This is a genomic window from Metabacillus litoralis (assembly GCF_007994985.1).
GTDB lineage: Bacteria > Bacillota > Bacilli > Bacillales > Bacillaceae > Metabacillus > Metabacillus litoralis.
Map to the genome: position 1 here is coordinate 154,583 of NZ_VOQF01000008.1, position 23,626 is coordinate 178,208.

Annotated in this window: 27 protein-coding genes and 1 pseudogene; 11 read left to right on the forward strand and 17 right to left on the reverse strand. The window is 34.1% G+C overall.

What is annotated here, in order from left to right; all coding sequences use genetic code 11:
- Positions 1-57: 57 nt before the first annotated feature.
- Positions 58-657, reverse strand: a complete 600-nt coding sequence (gene wrbA, locus FS935_RS15565) for an NAD(P)H:quinone oxidoreductase (RefSeq protein ID WP_146949573.1) — start codon at positions 655-657, stop codon at positions 58-60.
- 247 nt (positions 658-904) lie between these two features.
- Here wrbA and FS935_RS15570 point away from each other — a divergent pair, with 247 nt between their 5' ends.
- Together FS935_RS15570 and FS935_RS15575 are read left to right on the forward strand one after the other, a co-directional pair.
- Positions 905-1,330 carry a MarR family winged helix-turn-helix transcriptional regulator gene (locus FS935_RS15570; RefSeq protein ID WP_146949574.1) on the forward strand — a complete coding sequence of 142 codons (426 nt, stop codon included), beginning with the start codon at positions 905-907 and terminating at the stop codon, positions 1,328-1,330.
- 135 nt (positions 1,331-1,465) lie between these two features.
- Complete coding sequence (locus tag FS935_RS15575) at positions 1,466-2,092, forward strand: FMN-dependent NADH-azoreductase (RefSeq protein WP_146949575.1); 627 nt, start codon at positions 1,466-1,468, stop codon at positions 2,090-2,092.
- 495 nt (positions 2,093-2,587) lie between these two features.
- Here the strand turns inward: FS935_RS15575 and FS935_RS15580 are convergent, their stop codons facing one another.
- The 3 genes from FS935_RS15580 to FS935_RS15590 all read right to left on the reverse strand — a co-directional run bounded on the left by FS935_RS15580 (position 2,588) and on the right by FS935_RS15590 (position 4,833).
- Positions 2,588-3,136, reverse strand: coding sequence for an NADPH-dependent FMN reductase (locus tag FS935_RS15580; protein WP_146949576.1), 549 nt, complete (start codon positions 3,134-3,136; stop codon positions 2,588-2,590).
- A 12-nt stretch (positions 3,137-3,148) separates the two neighbouring features.
- Positions 3,149-4,132 (reverse strand): NAD(P)/FAD-dependent oxidoreductase, encoded by a 984-nt coding sequence (locus tag FS935_RS15585; protein WP_146949577.1) that lies wholly within the window; start codon positions 4,130-4,132, stop codon positions 3,149-3,151.
- An 83-nt stretch (positions 4,133-4,215) separates the two neighbouring features.
- A complete protein-coding gene (locus tag FS935_RS15590) occupies positions 4,216-4,833 on the reverse strand; it encodes a superoxide dismutase (RefSeq protein WP_146949578.1) in 618 nt (205 codons plus the stop codon).
- Positions 4,834-5,055: 222 nt separating this feature from the next.
- Between FS935_RS15590 and FS935_RS15595 the strand changes: the two genes are divergently transcribed.
- A complete protein-coding gene (locus tag FS935_RS15595) occupies positions 5,056-5,688 on the forward strand; it encodes a helix-turn-helix transcriptional regulator (protein ID WP_146949579.1) in 633 nt (210 codons plus the stop codon).
- Between the two features lie 259 nt (positions 5,689-5,947).
- On the opposite strand, the gene FS935_RS15600 is transcribed toward FS935_RS15595, so the two are convergent.
- From FS935_RS15600 to FS935_RS15650, 11 genes are all read right to left on the reverse strand, one after another.
- Positions 5,948-6,538, reverse strand: a complete 591-nt coding sequence (locus FS935_RS15600) for a nitroreductase family protein (RefSeq protein ID WP_146949580.1) — start codon at positions 6,536-6,538, stop codon at positions 5,948-5,950.
- A 57-nt stretch (positions 6,539-6,595) separates the two neighbouring features.
- The gene (locus tag FS935_RS15605; RefSeq protein WP_146949581.1) at positions 6,596-7,471 is read right to left on the reverse strand and encodes a pirin family protein; all 876 of its coding nucleotides are present in this window, start codon (positions 7,469-7,471) and stop codon (positions 6,596-6,598) included.
- 493 nt (positions 7,472-7,964) lie between these two features.
- Complete coding sequence (locus FS935_RS15610; protein WP_146949582.1) at positions 7,965-8,240, reverse strand: adhesin; 276 nt, start codon at positions 8,238-8,240, stop codon at positions 7,965-7,967.
- Positions 8,241-8,258: 18 nt separating this feature from the next.
- Positions 8,259-8,687: a dual specificity protein phosphatase family protein gene (locus FS935_RS15615; RefSeq protein ID WP_146949583.1), complete on the reverse strand. Its 429-nt coding sequence runs from the start codon at positions 8,685-8,687 to the stop codon at positions 8,259-8,261.
- 40 nt (positions 8,688-8,727) lie between these two features.
- Positions 8,728-10,500: an arsenical pump-driving ATPase gene (gene arsA / locus FS935_RS15620; protein ID WP_146949584.1), complete on the reverse strand. Its 1,773-nt coding sequence runs from the start codon at positions 10,498-10,500 to the stop codon at positions 8,728-8,730.
- A 50-nt stretch (positions 10,501-10,550) separates the two neighbouring features.
- Positions 10,551-10,910 (reverse strand): arsenite efflux transporter metallochaperone ArsD, encoded by a 360-nt coding sequence (gene arsD, locus FS935_RS15625; RefSeq protein WP_146949585.1) that lies wholly within the window; start codon positions 10,908-10,910, stop codon positions 10,551-10,553.
- A gap of 176 nt (positions 10,911-11,086) precedes the next feature.
- Positions 11,087-11,506 carry an arsenate reductase (thioredoxin) gene (gene arsC, locus FS935_RS15630; protein WP_146949586.1) on the reverse strand — a complete coding sequence of 140 codons (420 nt, stop codon included), beginning with the start codon at positions 11,504-11,506 and terminating at the stop codon, positions 11,087-11,089.
- A gap of 24 nt (positions 11,507-11,530) precedes the next feature.
- The gene (locus FS935_RS15635; RefSeq protein WP_146949587.1) at positions 11,531-12,829 is read right to left on the reverse strand and encodes an arsenic transporter; all 1,299 of its coding nucleotides are present in this window, start codon (positions 12,827-12,829) and stop codon (positions 11,531-11,533) included.
- Between the two features lie 14 nt (positions 12,830-12,843).
- A complete protein-coding gene (locus tag FS935_RS15640) occupies positions 12,844-13,188 on the reverse strand; it encodes an ArsR/SmtB family transcription factor (protein ID WP_146949588.1) in 345 nt (114 codons plus the stop codon).
- 136 nt (positions 13,189-13,324) lie between these two features.
- Positions 13,325-13,576, reverse strand: coding sequence for a helix-turn-helix domain-containing protein (locus FS935_RS15645; RefSeq protein WP_146949589.1), 252 nt, complete (start codon positions 13,574-13,576; stop codon positions 13,325-13,327).
- A gap of 167 nt (positions 13,577-13,743) precedes the next feature.
- A complete protein-coding gene (locus tag FS935_RS15650; RefSeq protein WP_146949590.1) occupies positions 13,744-15,150 on the reverse strand; it encodes an NAD(P)-binding domain-containing protein in 1,407 nt (468 codons plus the stop codon).
- A gap of 305 nt (positions 15,151-15,455) precedes the next feature.
- Between FS935_RS15650 and sigZ the strand changes: the two genes are divergently transcribed.
- The 4 genes from sigZ (at position 15,456) to FS935_RS24250 (ending at position 19,249) form a co-directional block, all read left to right on the forward strand.
- Positions 15,456-16,028: an RNA polymerase sigma factor SigZ gene (gene sigZ / locus FS935_RS15655; protein ID WP_158638620.1), complete on the forward strand. Its 573-nt coding sequence runs from the start codon at positions 15,456-15,458 to the stop codon at positions 16,026-16,028.
- Between the two features lie 131 nt (positions 16,029-16,159).
- Positions 16,160-17,416: a voltage-gated chloride channel family protein gene (locus FS935_RS15660; protein ID WP_146949592.1), complete on the forward strand. Its 1,257-nt coding sequence runs from the start codon at positions 16,160-16,162 to the stop codon at positions 17,414-17,416.
- A 192-nt stretch (positions 17,417-17,608) separates the two neighbouring features.
- Positions 17,609-18,904 (forward strand): APC family permease, encoded by a 1,296-nt coding sequence (locus tag FS935_RS15665; protein ID WP_146949593.1) that lies wholly within the window; start codon positions 17,609-17,611, stop codon positions 18,902-18,904.
- Between the two features lie 165 nt (positions 18,905-19,069).
- Positions 19,070-19,249 carry a YjcZ family sporulation protein gene (locus FS935_RS24250; protein ID WP_146949594.1) on the forward strand — a complete coding sequence of 60 codons (180 nt, stop codon included), beginning with the start codon at positions 19,070-19,072 and terminating at the stop codon, positions 19,247-19,249.
- Positions 19,250-19,547: 298 nt separating this feature from the next.
- Here the strand turns inward: FS935_RS24250 and FS935_RS23965 are convergent.
- Positions 19,548-19,745, reverse strand: a pseudogene (locus FS935_RS23965) (stage V sporulation protein R); the annotation flags it as partial.
- Positions 19,746-19,897: 152 nt separating this feature from the next.
- Here FS935_RS23965 and FS935_RS15680 point away from each other — a divergent pair.
- Positions 19,898-20,227: a four-helix bundle copper-binding protein gene (locus FS935_RS15680; RefSeq protein WP_146949595.1), complete on the forward strand. Its 330-nt coding sequence runs from the start codon at positions 19,898-19,900 to the stop codon at positions 20,225-20,227.
- A gap of 297 nt (positions 20,228-20,524) precedes the next feature.
- A complete protein-coding gene (locus tag FS935_RS15685) occupies positions 20,525-20,833 on the forward strand; it encodes a DUF305 domain-containing protein (RefSeq protein ID WP_338036928.1) in 309 nt (102 codons plus the stop codon).
- Between the two features lie 276 nt (positions 20,834-21,109).
- On the opposite strand, the gene FS935_RS15690 is transcribed toward FS935_RS15685, so the two are convergent.
- On the reverse strand, positions 21,110-21,394 hold the full coding sequence (locus FS935_RS15690; protein ID WP_146949596.1) for an AbrB/MazE/SpoVT family DNA-binding domain-containing protein: 285 nt from the start codon (positions 21,392-21,394) through the stop codon (positions 21,110-21,112).
- 157 nt (positions 21,395-21,551) lie between these two features.
- Here FS935_RS15690 and FS935_RS15695 point away from each other — a divergent pair, with 157 nt between their 5' ends.
- Positions 21,552-22,925: a sensor histidine kinase gene (locus tag FS935_RS15695; protein WP_146949597.1), complete on the forward strand. Its 1,374-nt coding sequence runs from the start codon at positions 21,552-21,554 to the stop codon at positions 22,923-22,925.
- 1 nt (position 22,926) lies between these two features.
- Positions 22,927-23,613, forward strand: coding sequence for a response regulator transcription factor (locus FS935_RS15700; RefSeq protein WP_146949598.1), 687 nt, complete (start codon positions 22,927-22,929; stop codon positions 23,611-23,613).
- Positions 23,614-23,626: the final 13 nt, after the last annotated feature.

The following is a 23,626-nucleotide window of genomic DNA, read 5'->3' on the forward strand; positions in this document are numbered from 1 at the left end:
TGTGTGAGATATCCCTATTATAAGTATTAAATTGGTAATCTTTTAGAGTAAGTATATTTATTTTAGTTTTGCTGCAATTGTTATTGTTCGTTTGGCTTGATGTTTTACTGCAGCTTGAACATCTTCAACCATTTCTCCGTCTTGATTAACTGACACGCTTGTACCGTAAGGATTTCCACCTGCAGCAAATGTAACTGGATCTGTGTATCCAGGTGCTGCAACAATAGCTCCCCAATGATACATTGTTGTATAAAGTGCTAATAAAGTCGACTCTTGACCACCATGTGGGTTTTGTGCTGAAGTCATGGCACTTACTGTCTTATTAACAAGTTTTCCATTAAACCATAACCCACCGGTAGTATCTAAGAAGGCTTTCATTTGTGATGGCATATTACCAAACCTAGTTGGTACACTGAAAATAATTGCATCTGCCCATTCAAGATCATCTAAAGTAACCTCAGGCACATCCTTTGTTGCCTCATAATGTGCTTTCCATGCAGGATTAGATTCAATAGCTTCTTGAGGTGCTGTTTCTGGTACCTTTAACAACTTCACATCCGCACCAGCTTCTTTTCCACCAGCCTCTGCCCATTGAGCTAGCTGATAATTAGTACCTGTGGAGCTATAATAAATAACGGCTAATTTAACATTCTTCATGAATTTATATCTCCTTTTTTAAAAGTTTTCATTCCTTCACTACTATTTAATCTTTACCCGTTTTAACTAGTGTTAAATCATGCATCTCATTTTTAAATTATAGTAATTCAAATCTTATTGTTAATCTTTTTGGAAAATAGATATAATGAATATAATTGAATGTAAAAAATTCTTTACCATAAACCTACAATTAGTTATATTAAGCTGATGTTTAAATAAAATTCCTTATAATAAACGGAGGGATATAATGAAACTCTCTATGGACGATTATATAAGTATATTCATTCATAAAACGGATCTTACTTTAACAAGTTATGTAAAAAATAAATTAGCTCCTTTTAATCTTGCTCCAGAACAAAATTTGATTATGATGCTTCTTTGGGAAAAGGATGGAATGACTCAAAACGAAGTAGCTGAGATGCTTGTTAAGGATAAAACGAACATTGCTCGAATGGTCTCTAATTTAGAAAATAAGGGATTTATAAAAAGAATTATTAGCCTAAGTGACCGCCGCTCTTTACAGTTACACCTAACTGATAAAGGAAAAGAGCTCGGAGCTACTATAACGCCCATTACTGAGGATTTTAATAAATTGGTATGCCAAGGTATCTCTAAAGAGGAAATATGTGAATTAAAAAGAATTTTAACTAAAATGCGTGATAATGTATTATAAATTTTACATTATCAATACTTATTAGTTGCTACAACAACTAATAGATGCTAAGATAAACAATGTTCAAATTTCAACTAAGCACAAAGGTTGCTATAGCAACCTTTTAAAACACAAAATATATGGAGGTATTTTTAAATGGCAAATGTTTTATTTATAAAAGCAAACTCTAGACCAATTGAACAGGCTATTAGTGTTCAACTTTATCAGGCATTTTTAGACAGTTACAAGGAATCCAATCCAAATGATCAAATAACTGAACTAGATTTATTTAAAGAAAACTTACCTTATTTTAGCACTGATATGATTAACGGTATGTTCAAACTAGGTAAAGGTCTTGAATTAACATCTGACGAAAAGAAAGCAACAGACTTAGTGAACAAATACCTTGAGCAGTTCCTAGCAGTAGATAAAGTAGTATTTGCATTCCCATTATGGAATTTCTCTGTTCCTGCTGTTTTACACACTTACTTAGATTATCTAGGTCAAGCAGGAAAAACTTTCCGTTATACTGCTGAAGGCCCAATTGGTCTTCAAGGTGACAAAAAAGTTGCTTTGTTAAACGCAAGAGGTGGAGTTTATTCTGAAGGTCCTGCACAAGCAGCTGAGATGTCAGTAAACTACGTGAAAACAGTTTTGAATTTCTGGGGTGTGACTGATACAACAGAAGTTATTATTGAAGGTCATAATCAATATCCTGATCGTGCAAAAGATATTATTGAAGAAGGCTTAAGAAAAGCAGCTACAGCGGCAAGCACTTTCTAAGTTAGCTCTTTTATATTGAAGGATGTTTCTTTTATGCCACTTAGTTTATGAAAATAGCCTTCTTAAAAGATAGTTGTTTTAGAAGATTTTAAAGATATCTAATTAAGGTTGATTGGAGCGAAAGGTGCGAGACTCCTGCGGGTGCAGCGGGACAGGTGAGATCCCACAGGCGCTAAGCGCCGAGGAAGCTCACCGCCCGCCCCGCGGAAAGCGAGCAACCTGTAGCGGAAATCAACTATCGCGATACTTGTTATAAAGCAACAAAGTTTACAAAGAAATATATTTAAAACGCTGTTGAATTCAAAATCAACAGCGTTTTAGTGTATGGTTATTTATGTGAATTCTTTTATTAGCAAGACCATACGTTTGGGTTTATCTACCTCTAAAAACCATAATTCCTTATGAATTCGTATGCGATTAATTTACAAACCATCAAAACGTACCTTTACTTTTTATCTTAGCTCTCTCTTCTCATTAAGAAAATAACTTTAGTTACTAATTTTCCACTCTATTACTTATCCCATTTTGAAGATAAATCATTTCCTCAACCAATCTATCTATTCGGTTTTTTATATCCATATTCGTAATTTCATTATCTTTACTAAAATCATTGTTATGGACAAAAACATTTCCTACTGGAACAACGCCTTTTAAATAATTTATAATTGGTCTCAATTGATATTCTGTTACAAGAAAATGTTTTTCAGTTCCTCCTGTTGTGACAATTCCTGTTACTTTAGACTTTAAAGCATCAATCGGAAGATGATCAAACACATTTTTTAGCACACCTGGAATGGAGGCCTGATATATTGGTGTTCCAATCAAAAGAAAATCCGCTGAGAGAATGGCAGTAACTACTTTTTGCGTATCATTGTTATACTCATTAAATGGTTTACCGCTAACAAACTCAACCTCGTAATCTTTTAGATCAATTAATTCTGTTATAATACTTGCATCCTTTGCTTTTGCTGTTTGTAACACCTCATGAACAGCTTTTGATGTTTTAGAGCCTATTATTGAACCAGAAATACCAACGAGCTTCATGTTTTGTCCCCCCTATTTAAATACACTTGTGCTATGAAGTGGTTGAACTCTTGATGTTGGATCAATATATTTCTTTATATTATTAATGGCAATAGGTGCTTCACCTAATCCAACTGCAATGAGTTTTACTTTTCCATCATAAGTTGCTATATCTCCAGCAGCATAGATACCCTCAATATTCGTTTCCATTTTTGGATTCACAACAATTGAATTTTTCTCCATATCTAAGCCCCAGCTTTTTATTGGGCCTAGTGAAGAGATATTCCCATAATTAACAATCACAGAATCTACTTCTATTGTTTCTTCATTATTTTCTTTATCAACAATTACGACTTTGCTAATTTTCTCTTGATCTCCAATTAGCTCTTTAATAACATAAGGAATCTTAATATTGATATCAGATTGATATAATTGCTCTACACTGCTTTCATGTGCCTTGAATTCTCCTCGTCGATGGCATAAAGTAACTGTCTCTGCAATTTCGTTTAACATCATTGACCAATCTAAAGCTGAATCTCCACCACCACAAACTAGAACTTTAGTATCCTTAAATTCTTGCAAATCTTTTACAGAATAGTGAAGATTTTTCCCTTCATAAAAAGATGCAGAATCAATAGTTAATTTTCTTGGTTCAAAAGCTCCAATTCCACCAGTGATTAAAATTGCCTTTGTATAATGTTCACCCTTATTTGTTTTTAATGTGAAAACTTCTCCATGTTTTTCAAGATCTATTACTGTTTCATTCAAACAAATCTCAGGAGAAGCATAATTAGCTTGGTTGATTAAATTCTCGACAAAGTCTTTTCCTAATACTTTAGGAAAACCACCTATATCATATATATATTTGTCAGGATAAAGCTCTGCCACCTGTCCTCCTAATTGACCTAAGCTATCAATTATTTTTACTGACATCTTTCTCATTCCTGCATAAAAAGCTGAAAATAATCCTGTGGGACCGCCACCTATTATCGTAATATCAACTATTTGCTCATTCATATATATTACCCCTTTGTTAATTTCTACATTTAACGAAGTAATAAGGTGCCTAAATGGCACCTTATTACTTCTTAGGATAGATACTAGATATTTTGCTCGTATTTCTCAGATACAACATTCCAATTGATTATATTAAAAAAGCTTGAGATATATTCTGGTCTTCTATTTTGATAATTAAGGTAATACGCATGCTCCCAAACATCTAAGCCTAAAATTGCTTGGTTTCCTTCCATAATTGGATGATCTTGATTAGCTGTGCTTGTTACCTGTAACTTTCCATCTTCATTAATAATCAACCAAGCCCATCCAGATCCAAAACGTGTTGTTGCTGCTGCAGTAAATTCTTTTTGAAAGTTTTCAAAGCTCCCAAAAGACTCATGAATAGCTTTTTCCAAGTTTGTAGCGATTGTGTTTTGACCTGAAGCTGGAGCGATTACTTCCCAAAATAAAGAGTGGTTAAGATGACCTCCACCATTGTTTCTTACAGCTATTCTTATTTCCTCAGGTACATCATCTAAATTTTTCACTAATTCTTCTAATGATTTTGCTTGTAATTTTTCTTTGCCTTCTAGAGCAGCATTCAAATTATTCACATATGTTTGATGATGTTTACCGTAGTGAATCTCCATTGTTTGTTGATCGATATGAGGTTCTAATGCGTTAAATTCATAGTTTAAAGCTGGTAAAGTGTATTTTGTCATTTGATATTCCTCCAAATATTGTTTTTATACTTTATAGTATAATAAGTATAAAAATATAGTAAATCAAATTTTCAATATGATCAATTTATTTGCTTATGAAAATATGAAGCATCCAATTTGTTTCAACATTTTATACCTTGTGGTATAATAAGATTTAACTATTTTTAAAGCTCTATTCTAAATTTCTACCTACTCCTAACTGTAACTAAAGGAGGTTTTATAATGACAGTCGCACAAAAAAGTACAAAAGATAAAATTCTTAATTTGATAAAAAAAGAAGGATCTTTAACTGTAAATGAATTAACATCACATCTAAATATTACGCATATGGCTGTAAGAAAGCATTTGACAAGCCTCGAAAAAGATGGCTTTATATTGTCATCTGAACTAAAGCAGCCGATGGGTAGACCACTCCAAATTTACTTCTTATCACAAAAAGCAGCAGAGTATTTCCCAAAAAACTATGAGGGAATGAGTGTTGATTTTCTTAACGATATTAAAGAATTACATGGAGAAGAAACAATTGATCTTCTATTTAAAAAAAGAGAAGCAAGACTAAGCACAGAATATAAGAATCGAATGCAAAATAAACATCATTCATTCGAAAAGCTTAATGAAATGGTCAACATCCAAAACGAAAAAGGCTATATGGCTGAGCTCTTGAAAATAGATGACAACACATATGAACTAACAGAATATAATTGTCCAATTCTATCTGTAGCCAAAGAGTACAAAGTAGCATGTCGATGTGAAACAGCTATGTTTAAAGAAGTCATTGGCACAGATAATATTAATAGAACTTGTTGTCAAACTGAAGGAGATCGTCATTGTAAGTTTTTAATAAAGATTTCCTAATAATGAAACATCTTAGGGAGAGAGCAAAACGTCATACGTTTTGCTCCTTTTGTTTTAGTTGCTATAGCAACTTTTAACCTGTGATTTCTCCCTCGGAAATTACAAGAATGATTTGTTATGATTATAACGTATTCGCATATACATGGCTCTAACCATAACCATTCAAAAAATCAACTCTAATATATAGTAATTGGTATAATTACGGCTTATTATGAATGCTAATGTTGTAGAATACTACATAATTAGAGTTAATTCATTTTTACTTATCTTCCTCTGAATCTTCCCCTATCCATGTGGTCACTTCAGAAAATAGCTTTCTTTTTCCTTCTGGTAACGATCTTTTTGGATACCCAAAATAAAGGAAACCTAATACATCTCCTTTATCGGATAAACCAAAAAACTCTTTCATTAATGGATCATAAGTAGGTTCGCCTGTTCTCCAGAATCCCGCTAACCCTAAACTATGTGCAGTCAATAACATATTTTGAATACTCGAGTATACTGCGCCATACTCTTCTTTGGAAATTGCTTTTGGATTTTCACTTGGCTCAACAGCAACGGTTATGATAACAGGTGCCCTAAATGGTTTCTCAGCAATCTTCTCAAGCTTTTTCTGATTTCCTTCACTTAAGTAATCTTCCATCTTCTGTTGAGCAATATTCACAAGAACTTCACCTAACTTCTTTCTGCCCTCACCTCTTAAGACAAAAAATCGCCAAGGCTCAGTTCTAAAATGGCTAGGAGCCCAAGTGCCTGCTTCTAATATTTGTTCAATGATTTCTTTCGGAATTGCCTCATCAGTCACACGTCCATTACTTCTGCGTGATTTAATCACTTCAAAAATATCCAATAGAAACACCTCAACTTATTTTAAAATTTGAGTCTCATATAGATGAAATGTTTACTTTCAGACTGCAGGAGGACCGAACTTTCCATTATGAAAGTCACGATATGCATCCTTAATTTCATCCATTGTATTCATTACAAAAGGACCATAAGGAACGATTTCTTCTTTGATCGGAGTACCTGAATAGATCAATACTTTCGAGCGCCTACTGTTTGCTTTAATTCTAAACTCACTCATCATATCTTTATTACCGCTCTCATTAAAACTTAAAGTAGCAACTCCATGTTTTGTCAGGTTCACTTCATTTTCTCCAAAATCCATATCACCTGATAATACATACAAAAATGCATTATGCGTTTCTGGTAGCTTGTGTGTGTATGTTGCTCCTTCATTTAATGAGATTTCTGATAATGTAAAAGGAACAACAGATTCCATCGGACCTTTAACTCCTGCTATATCGCCAGAAAATACTTTGACAGAGCCACCTGCAAAATCAACTGTTGGTGCATCTTCACTATAAATATTTTGGTAGCTAGTATCTGTTTTCTTTAAATGCTTTGGAAGGTTCAACCAAAGCTGTAGGGTGTGAGCAATATCATCTCCTACGCCTTCCTCTCCATGTCTTGCGGCCCAACCAGCGTTCATATATTGAACATCACCAGGCTCAAGAATATCGCGTCCACCTGCATTATCTATATGCTCTAGTCTCCCATCAATAACATATGTTACTGTTTGAAAGCCCCTATGAGGATGGTCCGAAAAAGTGCCTCTTTTAAACCAATCTTCTGCCATTAAAATAAACGGATCAAAATCAGCCCAGCGTTCAACAGGTAAAACCCACCCCTTTTGAATAGATGGAAAGCCGACTTCCTCATATTTTACATACCAATGATCTTTTACTAATCTTTTTATATTGTCTTGTTGTTCGTTTGACACATGAACCACTCCTTAACTATATTATGAGGTAAGTTAATTTATTAGAATTATGGTTATATATCATCTTTAGTTGCTATATCAACTATTTTACACCAATAACTTTTTATACTAATTTGTATAAAAAGTTTCTTATTTAATTAGAACATATTGATTTTTTATTTGCAAGAAATACGTCTGTAATAAGATGAGGTATATTAAAAACACGACAAAAATGGAGATAATATCAGGAAGAATTTTAGATGTGATAAAAGTATTTTGTTTTAATTAGGTGTAATCTCCTTTAAAAGAAGCTTACACCTAATTAAATTGTCTGAATTATAGGATTAGATACAGATATTTGCTATTTTACGGCGTTTATTTGCTCTTTTCTCGTTATATTTGCTGTTTTATTAAATTTATTTGCTATTTTGATCAATATATTTGCTAAAACTCAAGATATATTAGTTTTTCGACAAAAAATGACACTCCTGATAACCAACCACTACACCTTTTCTTAACAGCAATTACTCGCACCTAATAAAACCAAGCCAGCTCCATCTGCGTCTTCTTCTATATCTAAAGTTAACTCATCTGTATCTGTAATTTGTGCATCAACAGCTACTGTGATTCCATTAATTGTGTTAACTTTATCTGTTTCAATCGGTGCATCTAAAGTAATTGTGAATTGTGGTCCACAGCAACCAGCTACAGATGTTAGCCGAATACCTTCAGCACCTTTTTCAGTTAGGAATTGCTCCAGTACCTCTTTTGCATCATTAGTAATTTTCATTTCTAATTCCCCCATGTTTTACCCATTTGGATAGATTCTTTTTAATGTTTCTTTCATTTCAGGTTTCACCTTGATTTTTGGACGTGCATTTTTTGCAATTTCTTCAGCTTCTTCAATTGTTTCGGCTTGTCCCAGTGCTAAAAGAGTGCCAATTGCTACAGTACCTGTACGGTTACTTCCTCCCTGGCAATGAAAATAGACATTTTCTCCCTCGTTATATGCGGTAACAACAGAGTCGATTGAATTTTTCACTGATTCATCTTGTTTATCAGCATCGTCAACAATTGGGCTATGAACACGATTATATTCTGAATCTTCATGAGATGCCTCAGCTCTTAAATCAAACGCAACATCAATCTTTTCATTCTTCATCACTTCGTCAATATCGTCAGCACCACCAATATAGATGCGGTTCTTCACTAGTTCGTTGTAATTTTTTGTTGTCATTTATTTATCCTCCAAGTCTTTTTTAGCATTAGAAAATATCCTAAAGCTCTACATACTCTTTTATTTCTTCATAACCAATCTTCTCCTCAGCTATCCAAGGAATGATTGCAGATTGTGCTGCTAATTCATTTTTCACTTTATCTATCCAGGCTTTTTCAGCATGGGCTCTTCCCAGTAGAGTCTGATCTTTTGTTTTAGTTGCGTATAGACTTTGATTAATAACCCACCATTTTGGCTCTATGTTAGCTCGTTTTAAATCTTCTTGAAGTCTAGCAGCTTCTAAGACAGGTGTTGCTTCTGCTAAAGTAACAATCACAACACTTGTTTCATTTTGATTTCTCAATCTAGGAAGTAATGCTTTAACACTGTTAGGAACATCACCAGTAGATCGAGCAAGCTCTTTATGATAGTTTTGTGCAGAATCTAATAGCAATAATGTGTGTCCTGTAGGTGCTGTATCAATCACAACAATTTCATCTTCTGATTTTGCAACAACTTCAGCAAATGCTCTGAAAACAGCAATTTCCTCAGTACAAGGAGAATTTAGATCTTCTTGTAAATAAGCTAAGCCTTCATCATCAAGCTCGGTACTTGCCTTTGATAGAACTTCCTTTTTATACTGTTCAACAACCTCTACTGGATTAATCGCACTTATTGTTAGATTTTTATTATAACTATCTTCTGCAAACATATTTTGAATATGTGATGCAGGATCTGTTGTTGTTAAATGAACTTTATGACCTTTCTCTACAAGTCCAACGGCAAGTGCTGATGCCACCGTTGTTTTTCCTACACCACCTTTGCCCATCGTGAATATTATCCTTTTTGTCGATAGATCATTTATTAAGTCATTTAATTTTTGCATTGAAATCTCTGTATGAATATCATTAACTTCGTCTTCCACACTTGGTAAGAATTCATTAGAGAATAAATAACGAAGATTTTCAATACCTGTTAATGAATAAGAAACATAAGGTACTTCGTATATCGGCAGCTCTTTTAGCTTCTTAGGAAAATGGTTTAATGCTAATTGTTGACGCTGAAAAAATGAGGAAGATACAGCATCATCTGAAACTGATGTTTGTAGTACACCATTCATAATCAGTATTTGATTATTTATCCCAATCCCCCGCAACTCTGTAGATGCACGATTTGCTTCATTTATTGAGGAAATCTCTGGCCTTGATACTAAACATAGTGTAGTTTGTTTTGGATCTGATAGCACTTTAACTGTTCTTGAATATAAATCCTTTTTCTCTCCTAAACCTGATAAAGGTCCTAAGCACGAAGCTCCGTGTGTACTTTCTTCTAAAAATCCAGTCCATGCAGTTGGAAGTTGTAGTAACCTTAAAGTGTGCCCTGTTGGCGCCGTATCAAAAATAATTGTGTCATAATCACTTATAGTTGAGGAATCAGCTATAAGATTTGTAAACTCATCGAAAGCAGCTATTTCAACTGTACATGCTCCAGAAAGTTGTTCTTCCATTGTAGCGACAACTGCATCAGGTAGTTTCCCACGATACGGTCCAACAACATTTTCTCGATATTTTCTCGCAGCTTCTTTCGGATCTAAATTACATGCATAAAGATTCTCTACTGATTTCACTTGTTGGGGTGTATTTGTTAAACTCATCTCTAACACATCTTGTAAATTAGAGGCGGGATCTGTGCTGACTAATAACACCTTTTTGCCTTCATCAGCTAAAGCAACAGCAGACGCACAAGCAGTAGAAGTTTTCCCCACCCCACCTTTTCCAGTAAAAAATAAAAATGGTGTTTTAACCAAATTGGTTGGATTATAGGATGTAAACATGGTTATCCCTTCTTCCTAAATCAGAAAATATAGTGAACTCTTCCCTTTTTTCACATTTGCTTTAAATCAATTGATAATCGTACCTTTGGCTTTTCCTGTAACTCTTCTGACTTAACCCCAAACCACTCTGATAACTCTTTGTTAGTTGGATATGTACCGCTTTTTTTCATTTCATTATTAACCAAAACAACCGGTAGGGCATCTGGACCTTTTTCAGTAAGGATTTTTGTTATTTCACTATTATTGGTAAAAGCATCTGGTTCATTCGCAAGATTATATCTTTTAATATCAAAGCCTTTTTTTCCTAATGAATATACCGCAGAAGCCACACGAGTTAATTCTGGATCAACACTTGGTCCGCAAACACCAGTTGAACAGCACATGGCAGGATCAAATATTTCTACTTTCATATGTTACAACTCCTTAGGAAATAATTAGATTGTTATAAAGTAGTTTTCATAAACCTTGTTGCTTTCTAAGACTCTCCTTAAGCTCTTAGAAAAAGCCACCTTTATAAAGAGAAAGCCGAGAGAAGTTCTCACGGCATCATGTGAATTATTAATCTAGTGCTTAAAAAAGCTGATACTTACTCTCCAGTTTTAGCAAAACGTTCAATTCTCTCTCCAATTTCGTCACGTACTCGTTGGAAAAATCCCCATTTTTCTTCTTCTGATCCTTCAGCTTTTGCCGGGTCATCAAAGCCCCAGTGTACTCTTTTAATGTGAGCAGGTGTTACTGGACAATTGTCTGCGGCGTGGCCACATAACGTAACAATTAAATCTGCATTGTTAAGAATTTCTTGATCAATCACATCTGAAGTTTGATTTGAAATATCAATTCCTGTTTCGTTCATTGCTTTTACGGCATTAGGATTTAAACCATGTGCTTCAAGTCCTGCACTTTTCACTTCCCATTCGCTTCCTAAATGCTTTTTAGCCCAACCCTCTGCCATTTGGCTTCGGCAAGAGTTTCCAGTACAAAGAAAATAAATTGTTTTTTTAGACATGATAATTGCTCCTTTTAATTTGAATTAATGAATAATAAGTAACCAAATATATAAACCAACAAGTGTAATAAACAAAGTCGGAATGGTTAAAACAAGACCTGTTTTAAAATAAGTACCCCAAGAAATTTTAACACCTTTCAAAGAAAGGACATGTAACCATAATAATGTAGCAAGTGATCCGATTGGAGTGATTTTCGGCCCCAAATCTGAACCAATCACATTAGCATAAATCAGCGCTTCTCTTATAACTCCTGATGTATTTGTATCAGAAATTGCAAGTGCATCGATCATAACAGTTGGCATATTATTCATCACTGAAGATAAAATTGCTGCAATAAATCCCATTCCTATCGTTGCAGCAAATAAGCCTTGATCTGCTGTAGCTTGGATAACATCTGCTAAAACATCTGTTAACCCTACATTTCGCAAGCTATAAACAACCACATACATACCTATTGAGAAAAAAACAATTGCCCAAGGTGCACCCTTTATGACAGTTTTCGTGTTAACTGCAGAACTTCTTTTCGCCATAAATAAGAAGAAGATTGCAACAATACCTGCAATAATTGACACAGGAATTCCAATAAATTCACTAGCAAAATAACCGATAAGTAATATCCCTAAAACAAACCAAGACAATTTAAACATCTTTTCATCACGAATTGCTTCGACTGGTTTCTTTAGTTGCGATAAATCATAATTTTTCGGAATACTTTTACGGAAAAAGAGCAGTAGAACTAGAATACTTGCTCCTAATGAGAAAAAGTTAGGAATAATCATTCTTGATGCAAATTCAACAAAACCTATACCAAAAAAGTCAGCAGAAACGATGTTAACAAGGTTACTAACAACTAATGGTAGTGATGTTGTATCGGCAATAAATCCACTTGCAATAATGAATGGGAATACCATTTTTTCACTAAAGTTAAGATTTCTTACCATCGCCAATACAATCGGTGTAAGAATTAAAGCTGCACCATCATTTGCAAAAAATGCTGCCACAACCGCTCCTAAAAGACTTACATAAATAAACATCTTAACTCCATTACCCTTTGCCGCTCGTGCCATGTGTAAAGCAGACCATTCAAAAAATCCAATTTCATCTAGTATTAGTGAAATAATAATAATGGCAATAAAAGCTAGTGTTGCGTTCCAAACGATTGATGTTACATCAATCACATCATTAAAATCTACTACACCTACAAGAAGAGCTAATATTGCTCCTCCACATGCAGACCAACCGATCGACAATCCTTTAGGTTGCCAAATAACTAGTGTAAGTGTGAGTATGAAGATGGCAGATGCTAGTATTACTGATGTCATGTTATCCCCTCCATTTATTCACACGAAATACGTAAACCTTGAGCTTCCAATTCTTTGATTCGATAATCTTGATTAGGAAGATGCTGTAATAAATTTTGTACAAGTGGATAATAGTCACTATTTTTATTCAGCGAGTAAATAATCCATTGTCCCCTTCTAGTTTCTTTTACAATTCCTGCATCTTTTAATTTTCTAATATGCTGACTAATGGCGGGCTGACTTGCTTTAAAAACCTCAACAAATTCACACACACAACAATCATTCGAATCTAGCATTTTCACCATAGTCAATCTTGTTTTATCTCCTAAGAGTTTTAAAATTGTTGCTGCATTTTCTATCTCTATTAGTGCCTCAGACATTTGTTCCCCCCCTTTTATTTATCTGTAAATCACTATATAACAATATACTTATATATTCAATGCAATTGTTTTAATTCCCTTTTATTAATTTCCCCACTAATTTAAATTCTATCCGGGAGACTACCAAACTCTTATCTTAATTATGTATACATTCATTTTGGTCTTCTTCACACCATATATACTTTTTCACCTCAAAAGGATTCATTTGAAAAGCATTGGCTAAACGTTCAATAAAATCATCACTAGGATGAAGCTGACCATTTTCAAGCTTCTCTATAATACGAAGCTCTGTTTCTGTTAGTAGAGATAATTCTTCGGTTGTGATACACATCTTTTCTCTTAACTCTTTCATTTTATTTTCATATCCAACACATGGTTCTTTTAACATAAGAATCGCCCTCACTTTATATGATTAATATATAACTATTTGCTTATATGTTAATTCACTTATATAAAATCCTCAAGAATATTTTTGTAAAGATTATGTAAATCTTTCTTATCTATAAAAATAAGAGATCGATAAACATCAATCATCCATCTCTTATTTACATTAATTCAACTACAGCATGAATTATTATTAATTTCTTTTGGTTTAATTTGTACACAGCTAATTGATTCCGATGCTTCAACACTTTTAGTTGTAGTACAACTTTTATTTCGGTTATTTACTGTCTCTTCGCCACAGCAATCGACTAATCCAACACTACACACACCTGTTTCCGGAAGCTCTAATTTCACATCTACTGCACCTTGAAAATCTCCAGTGAGATACGCAATAACTGAACGAACCTGCTCATATCCTGTTGCCAGTAGAAAAGTTGGTGCACGTCCATAGCTTTTCATTCCAACAATGTAAAAGTTTTTTTCAAAATGTCTTAGTTCTTTTTCTCCATGAGGTCGAACTGTTCCACAGCTGTGGATATTTGGATCAATTAATGGTGCAAGCTCATAAGAACTTTCAATAGCAGAATCTATGTTCAAACGTACTTCTCTCAAAAAAGAGAAATCTGGTCTTGATCCCGTAGCAGAAATCACTTCATCAATACCTTCAATCACTACTATCTTATCTTTTACTACTCCCTTAACATTGACTTTTTCATTATGTTTGTGTAAATCAATAATTTGATACTCAGTAAAAGTAGAAATAGTATTCGTGTTAATTAATTTTTCAACCCTACTCCCTAGCTCCCCTCTTGCAGCTAATTGATCATTCTCTTTCCCTCCATATACCTCTTCCACATTTGCTTTTCGAATGGCCCAAAGAATTTCCGTTTGTGGATGTTCTTCTTTTAGTTTCGCTAACTCAAGAAGAATGTTTATAGAAGAATGACCACTTCCAACAACTAAAACTTTTTTACCTGCATACCTTTCTTTTTCTCCTTTCAAATCAGGTATACCATAATAAATATGCTCCCTTGCATTTATTTCATTTTTTGTAAAAATTCCATTAGAAGCAACAGGATTAGGATTGGACCACGTTCCAGTAGCATCAATCACAGCTTTAACTTCATAGTTTGATATATGTTCATCACTTTCCACATAAATAATAAATGGTACATTTTCTCTGTTTGAAGATTTTACTTTATCCAATCCTTTTTTACCTACACCAATTACCTTTGCATTTAAAATCAAGCTCTTGTTTATTTCGGGGATATCACTTAAAGGTTTTAAATAGCTTTCCACCAATTCTCTTCCTGTAGGTAATTGAGTTAAATCAGGTGCTATCCAACCACTCTTCTCCAACAGCTTTTCCGCTTCTTTATCTATATTGTATTGCCAAGGCGAAAACATTTTAACGCTTCCCCACTTTAGTACACTGTGACCAACAGAATTGCCTGCTTCAAAAAGGAGTACCTTTTCACCTTTGCTAATAAGATGCGCCACTGCAGCTAAACCTACAGGTCCTCCACCAATAATAGCAACAGGTAGTTTATTTTGATCTTTTTCAAACGTAATTTCCATCATAAATCCCTCCAATTGTTTATCTATCTAGGCTATTTTCTGAAAGATTGTTGCTAACTTGTTCAATTACATGTTAAAAAAGTGTTTTTTTCCGAATAAAAGTCTCTAGGACAATAAGAAAAGATGCCACTAGCTGTATACACTGCTGTTTCCTAAAGTTACTAAAAGCAACAAAGTTTACAAAAACAGCTCTTATCTATTAAGACTTCTTTTTTTCTAAAAGGACGCAAAAAATTCTAAAATAAAAACAGATTCGATATAATGAAATTAAATGACACGATTTGACTTATAGGGAGAGAATTATGATGGAACAAAATTTAATTTGGTCTCAATTCAATGATTCTTTATTTCGATTTATTTTAGGAAAAGTCGCTACCACACAGGATGCGGAAGACATACTCCAAAACGTCTTCATCAAAATCCACACACAGCTATCGAGTGTGAAAGATGAAGAAAAAATTCAAGCATGGATCTTTAAAGTTGCTCGAAATGAAATTGTAGATTTTTATAAAAAAAGAGAAAAAGATATTCGCGAAAACCCGAATAGCCTTTTAGAATTTTCACGAAACACAGATAATCCTACTCTCGATAACGATGAAAACCTAAATCTGCTTGTTTCATCATGGCTGTTGGAAATGACAGAGTCCCTCCCAAATCATTATAAAGAGGCATTACTTTATACCGATTTTCATAATCATACTCAAAAAGAGCTGGCAGAAAAACTAGGCATCTCTTTATCAGGTGCTAAATCACGAGTTCAACGAGGACGAGTAAAATTAAAAGATATTTTATTAGAATGCTGTTCAATTGAATTAGATAAAACAGGAAATGTGATAAACTATACAAAAAACAAAAGAGATTGTTTCTGTGATTCCTAAGAAAAGTGCAAGGCGACTTAAGCTAAGACACCAAAACTAAGTGCAGTTTTTTTGCTTTCTTATCTTAGTAATCTAGTGGCCGCATTAGTTATCGTTTCTCTTTTGTTTTGTATATGTTGAAAGGATACATCATGCACACGATCAAAAACGTTCTTAAAAATCAGATACACGTACATTTATTGTTATACATGATCAAATGGATTATATTAGCTGGATTTGTAGGTATTCTAGCTGGATCTGCTTCAGCTCTTTTTTTAGTAAGTTTAGAATGGGCAGCCCAAACAAGAGAAGCTTATTCATGGTTTTTATTTTTACTTCCAATTGGTGGGATTCTTGTTAGCTTTCTTTATTGGAAATATGGATTAAACTCCGCAAAAGGAAATAATTTAATCATTGAGCAAGCAACTGGTGCAAAGGAAAGCATTCCATTTCGCATGGCTCCATTAGTGTTATTTGGCACAATTGTCACACACTTATTTGGTGGATCTGCTGGGCGAGAAGGTACAGCTGTTCAAATGGGTGGAGCATTTTCTGAATTAGTTGGGAAGATATTTAAATTAGACGCAGTGGATCGGAAAATAATCATTATCTGTGGAATCAGCAGTGGCTTTGGCTCTGTCTTCGGTACGCCTTTAGCAGGTACAGTATTTGGATTAGAAGTTTTAGCTTTAGGGTTGATTAAGCATGAAGCTATTTTCCCGGCCTTTGTCGCAGCTTTTGTTGGAGATTTTGTCACAACGGCATGGGGAGTTGGCCATCACCATTATGATATTGGTACAATTCCTACACTATCCATACTATTGTTAATAAAAATAATCCTTGCCAGCATTCTTTTCGGCTTAACAAGTACATTATTTTCACAGCTAACACATTGGTTAAAAAAGCAATACACTAAAATTTTCCCAAACCCTATGATTAAAAGCTTTGTTGGTGGACTTGTTATTATTGCCCTCGTCTACTTAATTGGCACTCGTAAATATCTTGGCTTAGGGCTTCCACTAATTGATGATGCATTCGAAGGGAATGTTTCACCTTTAACTTTTATCACAAAGCTACTTTTCACCTCGCTAACTCTTGGTGCGGGATATCAGGGTGGTGAAGTAACTCCTTTATTTGCCATAGGCTCCACACTTGGAAGTTTCCTTGGTGAGTACCTTCATGTATCAATTCCCTTTTTAGCCGCCTTAGGCTTTATCGGTGTTTTTTGTGGAGCTACAAATACACCTTTAGCATGCTTTATTATGGGTATCGAGCTTTTTGGTTCTGAGGCAAGTCTATATTTATTTCTTGTTTGTATTATTAGCTATTTATTTTCAGGACACACAGGAATTTATACTTCTCAACAAATTGGCATTTCAAAAGGGAAGCTACATCACAACTCACCGTAAGAAAATCTCAGGGGTGCCCTTTTACCGACTATACCTAAACTTAAACTTATACTAAATAAGTACTACCTTCAAAATCTTGTTGAAGGTAGTTTTTTGTTTTGGGACTATTATTAAGTACCACCTATTATGTTATAAATATTAACGAACCGGGTATTGTATGGACAAGTAATTGAAATGAAGGAGTTTTAAACAATGCCAGATTACAAGAAAAACAGTATTTCACTTACTGGGGCTGTAGGTCTTGGGACTGGTGTGATGATCAGTGCTGGTATTTTTGCTCTTCTTGGACAAGTAGCAGAGCTCTCAGGCTCTTGGTTTCCCCTCATTTTCATTATAGGAAGTATTGTGACAGCTTTTAGCGCTTATTCTTATGTGAAGATGAGTCAGGAATATCCTTCAGCAGGTGGAATTGGAATGTTTTTAGTTAAAGCCTATGGAAAAGGTACGATCACTGCATCTGCAGCTTTAATGATGGCTGTATCTATGATTATTAATCAAAGTCTTGTCGCCAGGACATTTGGTACATACACACTTCAATTATTTGATGGTGCTCAGACGGAGTGGTTAGTACCTTTACTAGGTGTAGGTTTAATAGTCGTTTCTTTTCTCATCAATATATCGGGAAACACTTTTATTCAAACATTTACCTCAATTGCCTCATTGATTAAAATAATTGGATTATCTACTATGGCAATTGCGGGAATTATAGTTGCGGATTTTGCATTCACCATTCCTAATAAAGCTAGCAACCCACCTGATATAGGAATTGTCAGTTCAGTAGCTGCCATTGCATTAACCATCCTTGCCTTTAAAGGTTTTACTACGATCACTAATAGTGGGGAAGAAATCACGAAGCCGAAGAAAAATGTTGGACGAGCTATTACAATTTCCATACTAGTCAGTCTATCTGTTTATCTATTACTTGCATGGGCTGTTTCAAGTAATTTAACATTGTCTGAAATTATTGCTGCTAAAGATTATGCACTCGCTGAAGCTGCTAGACCAGCATTTGGAGATTTTGGAGTGTGGTTTACGGTTATACTTGCCATTATCGCAACGATAACTGGAATTATTGCAAGTGTATTTGCTGTTTCGCGAATGCTTGCGATGCTTACTGAAATGAAGCTAATACCACACAAACATTTTCATATGCCAGGCTCTATTCAGAAGCACACTCTTGTTTATACAGTTGTGTTAGCGATTGTCTTAACTGTATCCTTTGACTTAACTCGGATTGCTTCAATAGGTGCAATTCTCTATCTTGTTATGGATATCATGATTCACTGGGGAGTTTTTAGACACTTAAGAAAAAAGGTCAATGCAAACCCCTTTATCGTTGTTTCAGCAATCGTCTTAGATCTTATCGTTCTTAGTGCTTTTCTTTGGGTGAAATTTCAATCAGATATTGTTGTTGTAGTTGTGGCAATACTTATGATTACTTTCATTTTTATTGGAGAATATGCTTTTTTGAGAAAAACATCTGACTAACTTGGATGTCTAAAGTACAATTCAAGAACAACAATAATTCAAAGCATATACTAAGATTATAGCTAGGTGAAAACCCAACTTGGGTATAACTAGGCATTTGTACTGTCAATTTTCCATTTCCTTAATACTCTATTATTAATCCTACAAATGAAAGGAGAATTATTTATGGGTTTAGGATATGGTAACTTTGGTGGTTATGGTGCAGGATTCGGTGGCTATGGTGCAGGTGGCTATGGCGCTGGTGTAGGCGGTTATGGTGCAGGTGGCTATGGCGCTGGTGGATCATTCGCGTTGATCGTCGTTCTATTCATTTTACTAATTATTGTCGGAGCAGCATTTGTTTAATAGCTAGCTTCTAACAATTGACTATTATTTTAAGATGACTTGAGAGTGGTCTTCTGTAGACCCCTTTCGAGTCATCTTTTTGTTACATAGAAAAAAGGCTTTAGTATAAACGTTGTTGCTTTTAGGAATTTGAAGTAAACAGCACTGTATAAAGTCTAGTGGCATCTTTTCTTCTTAGAAATTGTACTTTTTATGCGATAAAATACTTTTTCTAACAGATAATAAGATCATTTAGCAACACTCTTTAAGAAAAGAGACTTTAAAAAAGCCACTGATATTCAGTGACTTTCCCACACTATTAGTATTTTCCAGATACACTTTTTCCATCAAATGAAAATATAACGACTTTATCCTCTAGCACACTTTCCATGTGTACGGTTTTACCCCAAAGCTATTACAAATAAGGCAGAACCTTTTGTAATTATTTAAGATCAAGCTCAATATCCTCGAACTGATGCTTTAAAAAAAGTTCATTGTTTTTTAAGTAATCACCATCATAGCCCAGCCTTCGTATCGTAATGGTGGTTTTGTAATGTTAGTATGCTTTCATTAATTGTGCAGATTCTAAGGAGTTTGTTAGAACCACGTTATATTCGATATTGGACGGGTACTATAAATAATGTAATAAAATAAGGAGGGGTTCCACAAATGTTAAACCAACAATATAAAGAATGTATCCAAGCATGTTTAGAATGCATGGAGGCTTGTAATGTTTGTTATAGTGCATGCCTTAAAGAAGAAGATGTAGCAATGATGTCATACTGTATTCGCCTTGACAAAGAATGTGCGGATATATGTGGCTTTACAGCAAAAGCTATGCAATCAAATAGTCCTTTTGCTGAACAAATTTGTAAATTGTGTGCTGAAATATGTGAGGCATGTGGAAAAGAGTGTGAAAAACATGATCAGGAACATTGTAAAAAATGTGCCGAGTCTTGCTTTAGATGTGCAGAAGAATGTCGCAAAATGGCTTCATAAATAGGGCAAGAATTTTTAGCAAAGTTTATTTCTAAAGAGCAGAGCATAATTAACTTTGCTCTTTCAATTAGTTTTCAATTACTAGAAAGTACGCATACTTACCTTATTATCGGGTAAAGCACTATTTAATTAGTCTTGAAAGGAGTAATTATCATTAAACAATATCTTAAATTTGCTGGGATGATCATCACCTCAACTATTGTCATGTTTCTATTTAAATATTTAAACACATACAGTCTAGACCATGTCTTTTTTAGTGAATCAAGGCTGTATATGTCTCTGTTGATGGGGGCTACAATGACTATTATTATGTTAGCGTTTATGTACCGTATGCTAAAAAACCGAAAAGTTAATATTGGAATTGCTGTAGGAAGTGTTCTTGTTTTTGCTCTTTCACTTTTTCTTTTACGAAGCCAAACTTACGTAGATGATACTGACTATATGGAGGCCATGATTCCTCATCATTCTATTGCGATACTAACCAGTGAACGTGCAAAAATTTCAGATCCAAGAGTTCGTGAACTAGCAGATGAAATTATAAAAGCTCAACGTAAAGAAATTGATGAAATGAAGAAATTAATAGAGGATTTAGAAGATGAAGAATAATACTACCTTACTAAAAAACCTCCAATTGGAGGTTTTTTACTGATTATAGAAGGCTTCGACACTCTGCAATACATTCTTCTAAGTCTCTTACAGCATGCTGCATTTTTTACTTTGATTGCTCATGAGCTTTACTAATTGCATTATTTCAGATGAGATAGTGCACTTTCGCATTCTGAAATACATTCTAGAAGATCTACTTTGTTCATATAAAAGCACTCCTTTAATCTAATTTTCACAGGAGTATTATCCACAATTATTATTTTATCCTTCAATTTCCTAATCGCTTTTACTTAAAACAATTATCCTATCTTCTATGTTTAGAATTGCGTTAAACTTCATTGCGGATGTTATTTTACAAATTCTTCTTATCTCAACAGGAATATGGAGTGTCCCCCTATTGCTGAGTATGCATTGATTTTCTTTCTCACATGCTTCTTTTGCCAAAATAATTGCTTTATTATCCACAAAAATATAGATATTGTCGCCTGGTTCGAGATTTAGCTCTTTTCTGATATAATTTGGAAGATAGACTTGTCCCAATTTAGTTAGTGTTATTTGCATTGAAACCACCTCTAAAGCAAAGGTTTTTTTTATGATAATAAAAATTTGTGGAGAAAGTTTGCATTTGAATGAATTTCATTAGTTACAAATCAAATCTGCATATTTTCTCAACAATTTCCCATTACAATACTCTTATAACGATAAAAAGGTGTAGTTTATGAAAATTTCAATCAAACTTGGTCTTTGGTTTTTTATCTGTATTTTTATTATTGAAGCATCTTCTATGTTCTTCTTACATCGCAATGTTGTGCATTCTCTTGTTAATGAAGAATTGGAGTCATTAAAATCACGTGGAAATAGTCATAGTGATGTTTTGGAAATTTCATATGATGAAACGACATTACATCATATTCAAGTTATGGAGACAGAAACCGAAACAGAAGTTATCGTAACAGATGCTATTGGGAAAATTAAGATATCATCTAAGCCAATAGATGCTGGGATGAACAAGATATTAACAAGACATAACGCTGATCTAGAAGCACCTAATGAAGGACTAATTCTACAATCAGATTGGCAAGACACACAATATATTTCTACGGTTTCCTCATTTAAAGCACCAAACGGAGATATTGGTTATGTCTACATGTTCAAAAGTACGGACCAAATTAAACGTTTTATTTCACGATTAAATGAACATTTTATCCTGGCTTCAGTGCTCATTCTACTTTTCATGTTGATTACCATATTCTTTTTATCCAAAGCTCTAACAAAACCATTGATATCGATGAAGGAAGCAACAAGAAGAATAAGCAAAGGGGATTTTTCAGTCTCTTTACCCAAGGCTTCAAATGATGAAATTGGCGAGTTATCATCTTCTATTCAAACACTTGCAAATGACTTAAATTATTTGAAAAAAGAGAGAACCGAGTTTTTAGCAAGTATTTCTCATGAAATACGTACTCCTCTTACCTACATTAAAGGTTATACAGATATTGCACGAAGAGACAGCTTATCAGAAAAAGAACGGCTTAACTACTTAAATATTATTTATGAAGAATCAAACCATGTTGGTGACCTTCTAAAAGAACTATTTGATTTAGCTAAAATGGATCAAAATACCTTCTCCATTTCTAAGGAAAAAGTAAAAATCTGCTCATTCATCCACTCCATTTACCATAAAATGAAACCAGCTTTCGATAGTAAAGGAGTAAACCTTGTATTAGATTGTAAAATCACTGCTATTGTAAATATTGATCCTAATAGGTTTGAACAAGTCTTATTAAATTTATTGGATAACGCTCTAAAATACTCTGATATCAATTCATTGACTAAAATTGAGATAACAAATGAAAAGAATTTCATAAGCATATTTGTTAAAGACCAAGGAACAGGGATACCTGATGAAGATTTACCTTATATCTTTGACCGTTTATATAGAGTGGATAAATCACGATCAAGGTTAACTGGAGGTTTTGGATTAGGTTTATCCATAGTAAAAGAAATAGTAGATGCTCATGGAGGAACCATTTCGGTGGAAAGCCGAATAGATAAAGGAACATGCTTTAAGATTACACTGAAGGGGCAGTAGGATGAAAACAGTTTTGCTAATAGATGATGAGCAAAGAATGCTCGATTTATTATCTTTATATATAGAACCTTATGGATATAGATGTTTTAAGAAGAACTCTGGTCCTGAAGGCATAGAATTTTTGCAACAGAATAAAGTCGATCTTGTGATTCTGGATATTATGATGCCTGAAATGGACGGATGGTTAACCTGTGAAAAAATAAGAGAATTCTCTGATGTACCCATCATCATGTTAACAGCAAGAAGTGAAAAGGAAGATATCGTTAAAGGATTAAAAAAAGGGGCTGATGATTATCTCGTTAAACCATTTAATGAAGAAGAATTATTAGCACGTATAGAAGCAATTATGAGAAGAACCAGCAGGACATCTCACTCTGAGGATATCATCAAATTTGGAGATTTGTTAATAAATCAATCTACGTATCAGGTTACATTTCAGGAGAAAGAGATCGTACTTACACCAAAGGAATATGCATTGCTTAGCTTATTTTTGAAAAACCTAAATAAAGTATTTTCACGAGAACATTTACTCATGAGCATTTGGGGACTAAAGGCTGAAACAGAAGATCGAACCATTGACTCGCATATACGAAACATGAGAGAAAAGCTACGACAAGCAAACTTTCCAGTAGAAAAATATTTAAAGACAGTTTGGGGAGTAGGCTATAAATGGATTTCTAGTAAATAACCAATAATGTAGG

Excerpts from the sequence above, each read along its gene's own strand:
- wrbA (WP_146949573.1), bottom strand. The coding sequence starts at position 657 with ATGAAGAATGTTAAATTAGCCGTTATTTATTATAGCTCCACAGGTACT.
- FS935_RS15660 (WP_146949592.1), top strand. The coding sequence starts at position 16,160 with ATGCACACGATCAAAAACGTTCTTAAAAATCAGATACACGTACATTTA.
- FS935_RS15695 (WP_146949597.1), top strand. The coding sequence starts at position 21,552 with ATGAAAATTTCAATCAAACTTGGTCTTTGGTTTTTTATCTGTATTTTT.
- arsD (WP_146949585.1), bottom strand. The coding sequence starts at position 10,910 with ATGAAAGTAGAAATATTTGATCCTGCCATGTGCTGTTCAACTGGTGTT.
- FS935_RS15590 (WP_146949578.1), bottom strand. The coding sequence starts at position 4,833 with ATGACAAAATACACTTTACCAGCTTTAAACTATGAATTTAACGCATTA.
- FS935_RS15690 (WP_146949596.1), bottom strand. The coding sequence starts at position 21,394 with ATGCAAATAACACTAACTAAATTGGGACAAGTCTATCTTCCAAATTAT.
- FS935_RS15700 (WP_146949598.1), top strand. The coding sequence starts at position 22,927 with ATGAAAACAGTTTTGCTAATAGATGATGAGCAAAGAATGCTCGATTTA.
- FS935_RS15580 (WP_146949576.1), bottom strand. The coding sequence starts at position 3,136 with ATGAAGCTCGTTGGTATTTCTGGTTCAATAATAGGCTCTAAAACATCA.
- FS935_RS15610 (WP_146949582.1), bottom strand. The coding sequence starts at position 8,240 with ATGAAAATTACTAATGATGCAAAAGAGGTACTGGAGCAATTCCTAACT.
- FS935_RS15685 (WP_338036928.1), top strand. The coding sequence starts at position 20,525 with ATGACTATTATTATGTTAGCGTTTATGTACCGTATGCTAAAAAACCGA.
- FS935_RS15640 (WP_146949588.1), bottom strand. The coding sequence starts at position 13,188 with ATGTCTGAGGCACTAATAGAGATAGAAAATGCAGCAACAATTTTAAAA.
- sigZ (WP_158638620.1), top strand. The coding sequence starts at position 15,456 with ATGGAACAAAATTTAATTTGGTCTCAATTCAATGATTCTTTATTTCGA.
- FS935_RS15645 (WP_146949589.1), bottom strand. The coding sequence starts at position 13,576 with ATGTTAAAAGAACCATGTGTTGGATATGAAAATAAAATGAAAGAGTTA.
- arsC (WP_146949586.1), bottom strand. The coding sequence starts at position 11,506 with ATGTCTAAAAAAACAATTTATTTTCTTTGTACTGGAAACTCTTGCCGA.
- FS935_RS15635 (WP_146949587.1), bottom strand. The coding sequence starts at position 12,829 with ATGACATCAGTAATACTAGCATCTGCCATCTTCATACTCACACTTACA.
- FS935_RS15615 (WP_146949583.1), bottom strand. The coding sequence starts at position 8,687 with ATGACAACAAAAAATTACAACGAACTAGTGAAGAACCGCATCTATATT.
- FS935_RS15575 (WP_146949575.1), top strand. The coding sequence starts at position 1,466 with ATGGCAAATGTTTTATTTATAAAAGCAAACTCTAGACCAATTGAACAG.
- FS935_RS24250 (WP_146949594.1), top strand. The coding sequence starts at position 19,070 with ATGGGTTTAGGATATGGTAACTTTGGTGGTTATGGTGCAGGATTCGGT.
- FS935_RS15570 (WP_146949574.1), top strand. The coding sequence starts at position 905 with ATGAAACTCTCTATGGACGATTATATAAGTATATTCATTCATAAAACG.
- FS935_RS15595 (WP_146949579.1), top strand. The coding sequence starts at position 5,056 with ATGACAGTCGCACAAAAAAGTACAAAAGATAAAATTCTTAATTTGATA.
- FS935_RS15585 (WP_146949577.1), bottom strand. The coding sequence starts at position 4,132 with ATGAATGAGCAAATAGTTGATATTACGATAATAGGTGGCGGTCCCACA.
- arsA (WP_146949584.1), bottom strand. The coding sequence starts at position 10,500 with ATGTTTACATCCTATAATCCAACCAATTTGGTTAAAACACCATTTTTA.
- FS935_RS15650 (WP_146949590.1), bottom strand. The coding sequence starts at position 15,150 with ATGGAAATTACGTTTGAAAAAGATCAAAATAAACTACCTGTTGCTATT.
- FS935_RS15680 (WP_146949595.1), top strand. The coding sequence starts at position 19,898 with ATGTTAAACCAACAATATAAAGAATGTATCCAAGCATGTTTAGAATGC.
- FS935_RS15665 (WP_146949593.1), top strand. The coding sequence starts at position 17,609 with ATGCCAGATTACAAGAAAAACAGTATTTCACTTACTGGGGCTGTAGGT.